Genomic DNA, 11,035 nt, shown 5'->3' with positions numbered 1-11,035 from the left:
GTTGTGGTTCAGGTCGTTCCAGACGAAGTCGCCGATCGATCCGGTGCAGGGTGTGAAGAAGCCGAAGTCGATGGTCTCATTGGAACTGAAATTGGCAGCAAGATCCACTTGTGCTGGGTTACAGTTGCTGTCATTTCCAATCGTTTGGTCGGCACTACAGGTCGTGGTGGGCAAGTATCCGGTCGGAGTAATAACCTCGACTTTGTAGCTGCCCGCGCAGAGCCCGTTGAATTGGTAATATCCGTCACCGGTTGGGCCTGTAATTGTTGTCGTGGTGGCGATAAGACTGTTGTCTGAGGATTTCCGTAGATTAAGGACTACTCCATTGATGCCTGGTTCTCCAGCATCCTGAATGCCATTGACGTTTCGATCGTTCCAGACGTAATCACCAATGGTACCGGTGCATGGACTCTCAAAGCCGAAATCAATGGTCTGGTTAGAGGAGTTGTCAGTGGCCAGTGTTACCGGCGCTGGTGAGCAATTACTGTCATTAGTAATCGTTTGGTCAGTGCTGCAGAGCGGTACACGACTCAAGCCAAGAGGAGTAACGGATTCGACCCGATAGTCGCCTGCGCAGAGACCGGTAAACTGATAGAAACCATTGGGGCCAGTTGTTGTCGTGGTAATGAGGCTGTTGTCAGACGCCCTACGAAGATTTATGGTTACACCATCTATCCCCGGTTCGCCGGCATCCTGGAGACTGTTGAAGTTCTGGTCGAGCCAGACATAATCTCCGATTGAACCGGTGCAGCGGGTGACATAACCAAAATCAATGGTCTGATCTGAGCTGGAGTCAGTCGGCAGCGTTACGGAGGCAGGGCTGCCGTTGCTGTCTATTGCGCGATCAGTGCCCCGCAGGGGGTCTGTTTGAAGCAGTCCCGGTGGCAGAGTGGTTTCATCGACAACCACTTGATATGTTCCGGCGCAGAGTCCGGAAAACTGATAATAACCGTTAGGACCGCTTGTCGTCGTTGCCAGCACTGTCGTAAGGGTGTCGTTATAGAGTCTAACCGTCACCCCATTAATGCCGGCGTTCGGACCGTCGTTCTGAATGCCGTCACGGTTCATATCCAGCCAGACAAAGTCACCGATAGAACCGGTACAGGGGGAGACATAGCCGAAATCGATTGTCTGGTCGGAGCTTGTGTCGGTGGGAAGCGTAACGAGAGCGGGGCTGCCGTTACTGTCTACCGTGCGGTCTGGCCCAACGTCGGACATCGTAGGCATAAAGCCTACTGGGAGTGTGGTAGCGTCGACAACGACTTGATAATCTCCCGCGCACAGACCAGTGAATTGATAGTAGCCGTGCTGGTTCAGCGGGCCAAGAACGGTCTTTGTTGTGGCAAGGAGGTTTGCCCCAGTACCGTCGTAAAGCTTGACAGTAACGTCGTCAATTCCTGGTTCACCAGCAGTCTGTAGGCCGTCTCTGTTCGTATCATGCCATACAAAGTCGCCGATGGTGCCGGTACATGAGGTTAAATCAAAGCTGGAGATCGCATCAGCTTGAAATTGGAAGTCGGCTTGGCCTAAAGAAGATGGCAATCCATTAATACCACCATCACCACGAACAGGAGTGTGATATGCAGTCCCATTATAGAAAACTGCGGAAGGATCAACTTTGCTGAAAGGGGCAATTTGAGAGGTATCAGAATTGATGGCAAGTTTTAGAGTATTATTGTCAAGTGTTACATAAGACGGGTTGTAGTAGGTTATTTTAATGTTTGCCTGAAAGCCGCCAGTGCCACTTAGAGTGTTAGTTTGTGGGTAATCATTGTTAAGATACCCATCAAGCGGAGTAGTATTAGTTGATTTGACAGTAAAGGTACCAAAACTATCTGTAATTGTTCCGCTCATTATAAGAATGCCATCGTCAAAACCTGTTCCGCTCTTATCGTTGGCATTCTTACTCGTATCGTAATAGACTCTAAAGTAATTAATTGCAGAAGAAGTCCCAAGTCCGAAATTGGCATTTGTCGGAACTGCTGTTTTGTCTATTGAGCCAGTTTGGCTTACTCCCAAAACCACGGTGATTTCGTAGTCCGAGTTCAAACCTGTGCCTGCAATCGGGATATTGCTTAAGTCTTGAAAATTTCCAAGTTTGGCTTGCAAGTGGTAAACAAAAGAAGATTGGTTAGGATAAACAGCTAACGGGACGCCTCCTTCCGCCAATCCGTTACCAGGACTCCAGTCGAATGTTGCGACTGATAATACACCCAGGCGTGTATCATTAAATTTGATTTGACCAGTAATTGCATGGGCATCCTGGAGATAAAGGCAGAATAAAAATAACAGGGGCAAATATAATAACTTCAGCATTTTACTCATAGCCTCTCCTTTCTGTAGATGTAATGGTTTGAAAGCATTTAATCCTCCCTTCTTAGTAGGTAAAAAATAGAATATCTGTTCTCCTTCTTCTACGACATCCCCTCTCAAATGTTAAAAATTTCAAAATGTAATTCAAGTTTATAAGTCTCGAAAACTCAGACTTAGGGTTTGTGAAAGCTTGCTTGGCCCTGAAAGGTCATCTGCCGGTACAGATTGAGATGGATCCCACAAGATCTATCCAAGAACTCAACACGAAACATATTAACTAATAAATAGTGTTTTATAAAAATGAGCTATTAGAGCAATTTTATTAGCAAAAAAAGTGCCATCTGTAATGTGTTGAAATTGTTTATGAAATATTTATTGATGGTTTGTTGTGTAAGTATTTCCGACAGCAATAGATAACAATAGATAACCATGGGATAATGTGCTTGGATATTCACTGGAGTTCATTTGAAAATCAGCTTTTTAGCAATGTGGCGTTGGGTTAATGGATTAATTGCCTGGGACGAGATAGAGTTTCCTGATACCGGATTTATGCAGCTAACAGGCTGTATTTACGTTCAAACGTGACTGGGTAGATTAGCTCTTTTCTGGTTATTGGGGTTGGGGGATATCCGAGCGTAAAGAATTCCAAAGTTCGTTTCGGAAAACTTTACACTCTAGGTCATAGAGGATGCTTTTCATTTTATAATATACCGTAATTGCGTGATATTTTGTTTGGCATTGCCGTTGCATTGGAGGATCCGTAGAGAACATGAAAAAAGAATACAAATCAGCAGCCGGGTAACTGGTAAATGTCTCTTTGTGTAGAGATATTCAGAGAAAGGAGAATTTATGAAAGCTTCAACGAAAATCGCAGTAGGCTTGGGAATTATGGCTGCGCTGGCAAGTTCATCGGCGTTTGCCGCAACAGTAGCTCTTGACTTTGGGTTTGGTACCCCGGTGGGTTCAATGGACTGGACACCTGGCAATGCCCTTGCAAAGGGAGCTATCCCACTTCCGGTTGGTCCGGCAGGGTTCCCTCCGCAGAAATCTTTTGATTTGTACTATCAGGCGCGGCTCGGAAACTTCCAGGATACCAGCAATAACGTAATATCGGGAACTGGGCTTAATACTCCAGGTGGTTACGAGATTACGGCGGTTATCGGTTTCGGTGAGAAGGGCAACACCAGTGCGTCGGGAACTACGGCAACAGCGAATTTTGATCTTGATTCGTCAAGACCTAGTTATGTGTATTTCTATAAAGATGTAGCTAGGGATGCCAATGACCTGACAGGCGCTGGATTTACTAATGGCAATCTCTTTCTTTCAGGTCATGTAGTTGGGCTTGTAGGAAGCAACTTTGGTACAAGAGGTGTAGTAAGCAATTTGGACAATACTGCAGATGGCAATAACTGGGCAACTGCTAATGCCGGGGCAGGCCAACTGACACTCAACGGTACCGGCGGGACCAACGTCCTTATTCAAGTAGACGCGTTTAATCAAGACGAAGCCGTCATCCAGACCCCGATTAATCTGTTTCAGTTCATGTTTTCTTTGAACTTCGACACCAGTAACAATCTGCCGTTCAACAAGGTGAACCCTACTCAGAACATGTTCACTGGAGCAGGGGGAAACTATCAAATTTGGGATGGTGTTGCTGGCGTTACGACCTTGGGCGCGACCAACGGTGTTAACGGACCTGACATGCTCTTCCAGGCGGATGCTATTACGTCCTTTGATTTGACCCAGGTTCCTGAACCCTCCACCTTTGTTCTTGCCGGTCTTGGACTTCTGGCTGTTGGTGGCGTCCTCCGTCGCCGTGTAAGGTAAGCTAGGCAAACAGCGTTCCGCTGAAGTTGAATAAAGGGGGGCACTCATTTTGAGTGCCCCCCTTTCGCATTATTATGATAATGTTATAAAAAAACTCGGGATTTCTCCATGAAAGTGCTGGCCATACCCTATACCCATACCTTGTCTCATCTAAGTAGAGTATTAGCGGTTTCTCTTGAGTTGCGCAGGATGGGTCATGAGGTAGTTTTTGCTGGCGAAAGTTCGAAGACCTCATTCATTTCTGATCAGGGTTTTGATGTAATACGCTGCTATGAGCCAGATCCAGACCTGCTCTTTGGAAACATTCGCTCTGGCAAGCTCCGATTTGTTGACGATGAAGAGGTCTTCCGAATGTTGGAGGCTGATATTGATGTTATCAGGACTTCCCTCCCAGATATTGTGCTCTCTGACGGAAGATTTACTGCGGCACTGTCTACCCAGATTGCCAAAGTCAGGCATGCTGCTATTGTGAATGTATCCTCAACCGAGTATCGCGCGCTTCCCTATGTGCCTTTTTTTGATTGGATACCATCCCGCCTTATCAGCCGTAGTTCAAGGGTATGGAAATCGCTTGATCGTTTGAATCTTTCCCTTGAAATGAAGCTATTTGATAATGTTATGAATATCTTCTTGAAGTTGAGCCGAAAATATAAACTTGACCGACCTGTTACCGCTACAAATTGCTTAACAGGTAAAGACATCACACTTCTTGCGGACATTCCAGAGTATTTCCCAACACGGAATCTACCACCAGATTACCATTATGTTGGACCGCTTACGTGGAAGAGTGAGATTCCGCCTCCACCTTGGTGGTCGCCCGAAACATTTTCAACTCCGTTGGTCTATGTAACAATGGGATCAACGGGAGTCCAGGAATTCTTCTCTAATCTCAGTCAAATTCTTCCTTCAGTTCACTTTACAACAATTATTTCAACTGGAGGCCAACCAGCAGACCTGCAAGCTGCACCTGGCAAACTTTTTCTTGAAAGTTATATTGATGGCGACTTGGTTATTAAACACTGTGATCTGGTAATTTGTCATGGTGGTAATGGGACAATATACCAAGCTCTTTCCCATGGAAAGCCAGTCATTGGAATTCCGACCATTCCCGATCAAAAATTCAATATGAGACGTGTTGAGGCACTGGGATTTGGTAAGTCTATCGATTTAGAAAATTTTCTAAAGAATCCCTCCCTTCTTTCCGATATGATTAAACAGGTGTTGGCCAATCCGTCTTTCCGTAACAATGCTCAGTCGATGCAAAATATTTTGAATCGTTACCATGCTGCAACCACGAGCGCCGATCTCCTGGCTCGTAGTTGTTCTTAGGCCCACAATGGATACTGCGAATAAAAAATTTTTTAATATTAAAGTTAAGCGGATGTCACGAGCTTTCTGGACTCTTAATGAAGAAATGAACCCTGCATATAAGGTTACCTTTCTTCGAGAAATTGATGCGTCAGCCATGGATCGGCTCCGTAATAAGGTACTCAATAGTACTTCTGTGAAGCCTTCTTATACGGCATTGGTGATTAAGGCGGCTGCAATAGCTCTCAAAGAATATCCTTTCGCAAACCGTGCAATTTTGGGGTATTCCTTCTGGAAACGTTTCATACAGTTCGCTCATTACGACATTACTGTGGCTGTTGAGCGGAATGTTCCTGATGCTGAGTCGATTGTTCTGGCCGAAACTATCCCTGATTGTGATATCAAATCTCTCTCTGATTTGACCAAGGAGCTAATAAACATTTCCAATGCGACTCAAGAATCCAATCCCCGTTGGAGACTATTTTATTTTCTCTTAAGCAGCCTACCAGTATTTTTAACCAAATGGCTGATTCGTATGCCTAAATTTTCACCTAAAATGTGGACAAAGCACAGGGGCTGTGCTTGTTTTGTCAATTCCCCTGCTAAATATGGCGTAGATTTCTTTGTAGGCGATATGCTGTGGCCTTTGACTGTATCATTTGGATGGGTAAAAGAACGCCCGATTGCAATCAATGGGAGTGTTGAAGTTAGAAGAACAGTTCCTCTTTGTATCATATTCGATCGCAGGATTATGGCAGGAGCCCCTGCAGCACGTTTTTTTTCTAGAATTGCTCAGATACTGGAAAACGCGGACCTGGAACTTGATTAATAGTATTGGGCCCCTATTTTGAGGAGGATACCCATGATTCCTTTTCATTTTTCACAAATAAGCAAGGGAGATAAACAATACAGTAGCTATATGGAAGAGATATTCCGTATCCGCTTCAAAGTGTATTGTGAGGAATGGGGATTTGAGGACCCAACAGCGTATCCCGACGGTATGGAGAGAAATGAATTCGATGAAAAGTCTGAGCACTTTGTCATACAGAGTACACATGATAACTCTATCATTGGGACAGCACGAGTTATTTTCCCTAGCGAGTTGGGATATGCAGTGACAAAGAACTGCTTGATAGACCCTATGCTCCATGGACAACTATTGAGCGGATGGAAAGAAGCCAGAATCGGTGAGGTTTCCAGGTTGGCTATCAGTAAAGAATACCGCAAACGGATAGAGGATAATGTGCTCTCTGGTCTTTCATCAGACCTTCCGGATGTTAATTCTCATGAGCATGAAAAGCGTAAATGCAACTACGTACATGAATTTTATAAATATCTTCTCTTTCAAAGCATGGAACTGGGGCTTACCCACTGGTATGTGGCAATGAAGAGAGGTTTATATATTCTTTTGAAGAGGGTAGGCATGGTGTTTCATCCAATTGGACCTGAGATTGAATATCATGGACTCAGAACTCCTTATCTTGGAAGCCTGAGGGAAATAAGAGAAGGTATGCTGCAAAAAGATCCGAACTGTTTCGACTTTATCAAGGACTTGACGAAATGAATAAGGAGGTTTTGGTTGGATAATTCATAAGTAGATTAACGATGTAATATGCGAAGATTATTCGTCCCTCCTGTGGCATTCAATAAACTTCCGTTGTCTGTAATAACTTCCCATACATGTGGTTGGTCAGAGTATACTCTGCGCAGCAACTCGGAAAACTCTATGTGGCACGGCTGTCTCATCCCATGATAATTGATTAGGGTACCGGTTGGTTTGAAGTATATGCCGAGACGGGCAAGCAACCTTATAAGAGATGCTTCCATGATAGCAAACCAATGGGTGACCTGATGTTCCATACTCATCTGAACTAACCCTCTGATTAGTCCTAGAATTGGACCGTACTTGTTCAAAAGTATCATTGGAAGCGATTCAGCACTGGTTGCCAGTTGAAGGCAGCGATGATCGCATGAATGATAAATTGTTCTTAATGATTTCGAAAGGCAAAACCTAGATATTTCAACGGGCCTATTCTGTGAAAAGAATTTGCGATCCGTAAATATTGAATGGCTGCATATCCTCTGGATGGGGAAGCTGCGTGAGGGGTCGTTTTCGTTCGGCAGGACCATCCGGACAGAACCAATTGATTGCCCGGATTTATTGTATTTAATGATGGAGTGGGCCGAGTTATTGTCGAATTCGTCGGTTTCCATTTGGTGTGTAGTTTCGGAGGGTTTTTCAAACTCGTTTTCAATGCAGTAAACTTGATACCTGAGACGAAACGATTCTTTGACGAGTTCATCGGTTTCGGCCGGTACGACTGAATAGAGTAGATTGAAGTAATCGACGAGTCCAGGTTCGGGCGAGATTCTTGAGAATGTTCTTGGCATTAATGATGTCCTCCTTGACGTTTCTCTTTTTTAGCTGGACATAATGAATATGGCCATAAAAAAGTAGCCGGGGCCTGATATCTCTGTTGGTAGATATTTCGGCAACCCGGCTGTCTCGGAGAGACCCAATAGGCTTTCCGCCCCATCCTCACGGATGGTTGAGTATTATCGTCTATCTATAAATGATGCATCCATTCTATATCACACGCGGTTCGATTCAAGCAACAATAAATATCCAGAGAAGGCTCATTTCCCCCGGAGTAGGTTCCGTCATGCTACAGGAGGTCTACCAGAAAGACCATGCCTTGGTCTTCAGGACGTAGATTCCCAGCAATAGATTGGTCAAGCTGTGGGCTACAATGCACGCTGTTAAACTTTTGGTTCTGCACAGAAGTGTATGGTAGATTACGCCGGCCATACATCCAGCGATGATGAATTGATGCTCTAGACCGAACAATAAGACCGTGGTAACAAAGGATGCCCACGTGAATGTTCCGACCGACACCGATTCGAAATTTTGGTCAATGATCATTCTGGCGATGTATGACCTCCAGAAGATCTCTTCCATGATTGGGACCACAATCGAAGCGCCAGTCACGCGGAAAGCAATAAGTACTGTCCGATGGATATGATCAGAAATAAGGTCGGGATTGTACCCTTGAGCCGGTTTTTGGAATGGCAAAAGCCAATCCATTTGTATCCACAATGCAAAAACAATGATCCCTGCAAGTAGCGCGGATATGGCTATGGATGGACGTACGATTTGTTTAATACTGATTTCATGGTAATGTTTTCTGAAATATAGCAGCAGCAGGCCCACGACAATTGTCTTGATGGGATAGAGGTAGAGCGTGCCCGTCGGTTGTAGGGTGATGATGCCGTTTTTATCGAGCCAGGGCACTGCCCCTTCGACGGCGATGAATGACATGAAAACGGCGAAGGGAAGTATGTGGGCAATGGTTCTCGTATGCATTGTTCGGTTTACTTGTGTTAATGAATTGTGGTAATTGTGAGTAACCTTACCCGCTGCTCCTGGTAAAGTCAAATAGTGTCTTTTCAAGGCGAGGCAGAGAATGAACAAAATTCTTTCTCTGTTGATCACTCAGGTAATCCAATGGTTTTTTATTCATTCGAGGTAACACCGAATTTAACTCTTTCCACCTGTGACGAAGCCGCGGAACAAGTAATCGGAGTTCCTGCATCTCTCCTTGCTGGAAAGCCCTATTATGAGGTGTTCCCGCGAGTGTGGCATCAGGACCGCGATGCGGTGGCAGAGGTTGCGCGAAGCGGCAATCCCTTGCTGTTGCGGGATTATTCGGTTATTTGCATTTTCGGGAAGACAGTGGCTGATATACGTTTAGAGCCCGTCCTGAACCAGGAAAACGTCATGGGGGCGGTTCGGGTTTCCGTATGTGCTTCCGAAACCTGTTCAAGAGCTTTGGAGTTGAAGGGGGCCAGTACGCTTATCGACATTGGTAAGGTGTCCGCAACTCTTGCCCATGGCGTTCGAAATCCGCTCAACGCGATAAAGGGGGCAGTAGTATATCTCAAGCACCGCTATGGCTCCGATGAAACATTTGTGGAATTTGCGGACATTATCGACGAGGAGATTGCAAAGCTCGATGGATTCATAACCAAGTTCCTCAGTACGTCGCTCTTGGAGATGGAGAAATCGCGCAGCGATCTTCATTTGCTTCTTGAAAAGGTATTGAAGATTACATCTCTTCAGGCACAGGAACGCAATGTCCGGTTTGTCTGCGATTACGGGGATGTTCCGTTCCTCGAGTTTGATGCTTTTCATCTGGAGAGTGCAATACTCAACATTGTAAATAATGCCATAGAGGCTATGGGGAACGGCGGCACGATTACGTTCAGAACTCGTTTGGACACTATGACGGACAGGGGACAGGTGACGCTCGATATCTCAGATTCCGGGCCGGGGATACCTGAGGGGGCTTTCCGCACTCTGCTTTCACCACCACGTGGCAACGCTCGGGACAAGGGGCGGGGGTTCGGTCTTTTTATCTCTCGGGAGATCATTCAGCATCACGGTGGACATCTTGAAATAATAAATTCCAAGGGAAACGGTGCGACTGTGCGTCTCTGCCTTCCTGTAGAGAGTTCTCACGGAGAGACACATGCAGGGTAAAGCGCACGGGAAGGTGCTCATTGTCGATGATGAGCCGAATGCCCTGAAGGTGCTCGCGGCAATCCTGCAGGAAGAGGGGTACTCTGTGTTCAAGGCTGGGGATGCCGCCGCAGCAGAGCAAACCTTGAGTAAAGAGGATATAGACACTGTTATTACCGACATGAAAATGCCTGCCAAGGACGGCATGCAGTTGATGGATTTCATAGCGGAGCGCTATCCCGATATACCGGTTATTTTCCTGACGGCTTATGGTTCCGTGGATTCAGCTGTGCATGCCATCACCCGCGGGGCATTCTATTATTTCATCAAACCCCCTGATTACGTTAAGCTCAAGGGAATTCTGGCTCGGGCAGTGGAGCAACGCAGCCTCAAGCGTGAACTGGAAACTCTGCGCAAGAGAGTCTCGGGGGGAACGCCGACACGCATTGTTGGCGCCACTCCGGAGATGCTCCGTATCTTTGAAACTATCGAGGCCGTCAAGGATTCCATGAGTAGCGTGCTCATCTGTGGCGAGACCGGAACCGGCAAGGAGCTCATTGCCCGCTCTCTTCACTACGGAAGCGTGCGGAGGGATAAACCGTTTGTTGCAGTAAATTGCGCGGCCATGCCTCGCGAACTGATTGAGTCGGAACTCTTTGGGTACGAGAAGGGGGCCTTCAGTGGGGCTTTCTCCCGCCGCATCGGCCGATTTGAAGAAGCGGCGGAAGGGACGATCTTTCTCGATGAGATCGGTGAACTGGAAATGCCGCTTCAGGCAAAACTGCTAAGAGTCCTTCAGGAAAAGGAAATAGAGCGACTTGGCAGCAACAAGAAGATCAAGGTCAATTTTCGACTGATCTCGTCTACAAACAGAAATATACCCTCGGAGATAGCCGCCGGGAACTTTCGGGAGGACCTCTACTACCGACTCAACGTGGTCCAGGTGCAGGTGCCTCCCCTTCGTGACCGCCGGGAAGACATTCCGCTCCTTGTGTCACTGGTAATGCAATAATGGCCCAAAAGCGGGAATGAAAAGTGTACCACCCTGGGACCTATGGTATCCCTCTC

General features: G+C 46.2%; 9 protein-coding genes and 1 riboswitch. Of the genes, 6 read left to right on the top strand and 3 right to left on the bottom strand.

Translation table 11 applies throughout. The features are described from left to right. On the bottom strand, positions 1 to 2,325 hold a 2,325-nt coding region (locus tag KI811_RS18285), incomplete at its 3' end, for an SdrD B-like domain-containing protein (protein ID WP_281415292.1). 837 nt (positions 2,326 to 3,162) lie between these two features. On the opposite strand from KI811_RS18285, the gene KI811_RS18280 reads away from it, so the two are divergent. From KI811_RS18280 to KI811_RS18265, 4 genes are all read left to right on the top strand, one after another. Then, positions 3,163 to 4,140: a PEP-CTERM sorting domain-containing protein gene (locus KI811_RS18280; protein WP_214187906.1), complete on the top strand. Its 978-nt coding sequence runs from the start codon at positions 3,163 to 3,165 to the stop codon at positions 4,138 to 4,140. 108 nt (positions 4,141 to 4,248) lie between these two features. Beyond that, positions 4,249 to 5,469 carry a glycosyltransferase gene (locus KI811_RS18275; protein WP_214187905.1) on the top strand — a complete coding sequence of 407 codons (1,221 nt, stop codon included), beginning with the start codon at positions 4,249 to 4,251 and terminating at the stop codon, positions 5,467 to 5,469. A 7-nt stretch (positions 5,470 to 5,476) separates the two neighbouring features. Continuing rightward, positions 5,477 to 6,277 (top strand): 2-oxo acid dehydrogenase subunit E2, encoded by an 801-nt coding sequence (locus KI811_RS18270; protein ID WP_214187904.1) that lies wholly within the window; start codon positions 5,477 to 5,479, stop codon positions 6,275 to 6,277. A 33-nt stretch (positions 6,278 to 6,310) separates the two neighbouring features. After that, the gene (locus KI811_RS18265) at positions 6,311 to 7,012 is read left to right on the top strand and encodes a PEP-CTERM/exosortase system-associated acyltransferase (RefSeq protein WP_214187903.1); all 702 of its coding nucleotides are present in this window, start codon (positions 6,311 to 6,313) and stop codon (positions 7,010 to 7,012) included. A 35-nt stretch (positions 7,013 to 7,047) separates the two neighbouring features. Here the strand turns inward: KI811_RS18265 and KI811_RS18260 are convergent, their stop codons facing one another. Continuing rightward, on the bottom strand, positions 7,048 to 7,839 hold the full coding sequence (locus tag KI811_RS18260; protein WP_214187902.1) for a PEP-CTERM/exosortase system-associated acyltransferase: 792 nt from the start codon (positions 7,837 to 7,839) through the stop codon (positions 7,048 to 7,050). A gap of 97 nt (positions 7,840 to 7,936) precedes the next feature. Further along, positions 7,937 to 8,013, bottom strand: a riboswitch (cyclic di-GMP riboswitch). 112 nt (positions 8,014 to 8,125) lie between these two features. Continuing rightward, positions 8,126 to 8,941: a CAAX prenyl protease-related protein gene (locus KI811_RS18255; protein WP_343213611.1), complete on the bottom strand. Its 816-nt coding sequence runs from the start codon at positions 8,939 to 8,941 to the stop codon at positions 8,126 to 8,128. Between the two features lie 12 nt (positions 8,942 to 8,953). Here KI811_RS18255 and KI811_RS18250 point away from each other — a divergent pair, with 12 nt between their 5' ends. Then, complete coding sequence (locus KI811_RS18250; protein WP_214187901.1) at positions 8,954 to 9,988, top strand: two-component system sensor histidine kinase NtrB; 1,035 nt, start codon at positions 8,954 to 8,956, stop codon at positions 9,986 to 9,988. After that, positions 9,978 to 10,979, top strand: coding sequence for a sigma-54-dependent transcriptional regulator (locus tag KI811_RS18245; protein WP_246551877.1), 1,002 nt, complete (start codon positions 9,978 to 9,980; stop codon positions 10,977 to 10,979). Before KI811_RS18250 ends, KI811_RS18245 begins: the two co-directional genes overlap by 11 nt. Positions 10,980 to 11,035: the final 56 nt, after the last annotated feature.

This window comes from Geobacter hydrogenophilus (assembly GCF_018501225.1).
GTDB classification, from domain to species: Bacteria; Desulfobacterota; Desulfuromonadia; order Geobacterales; family Geobacteraceae; genus Geobacter; species Geobacter hydrogenophilus.
This window is presented reverse-complemented; position numbering and strand designations above follow the sequence as displayed.

What these genes read in the sequence shown, in the direction of transcription:
- KI811_RS18275 (WP_214187905.1), top strand. Translation starts at nt 4,249, where the DNA reads ATGAAAGTGCTGGCCATACCCTATACCCATACCTTGTCTCATCTAAGT.
- KI811_RS18270 (WP_214187904.1), top strand. Translation starts at nt 5,477, where the DNA reads ATGGATACTGCGAATAAAAAATTTTTTAATATTAAAGTTAAGCGGATG.
- KI811_RS18265 (WP_214187903.1), top strand. Translation starts at nt 6,311, where the DNA reads ATGATTCCTTTTCATTTTTCACAAATAAGCAAGGGAGATAAACAATAC.
- KI811_RS18245 (WP_246551877.1), top strand. Translation starts at nt 9,978, where the DNA reads ATGCAGGGTAAAGCGCACGGGAAGGTGCTCATTGTCGATGATGAGCCG.
- KI811_RS18280 (WP_214187906.1), top strand. Translation starts at nt 3,163, where the DNA reads ATGAAAGCTTCAACGAAAATCGCAGTAGGCTTGGGAATTATGGCTGCG.
- KI811_RS18260 (WP_214187902.1), bottom strand. Translation starts at nt 7,839, where the DNA reads ATGCCAAGAACATTCTCAAGAATCTCGCCCGAACCTGGACTCGTCGAT.
- KI811_RS18250 (WP_214187901.1), top strand. Translation starts at nt 8,954, where the DNA reads ATGGTTTTTTATTCATTCGAGGTAACACCGAATTTAACTCTTTCCACC.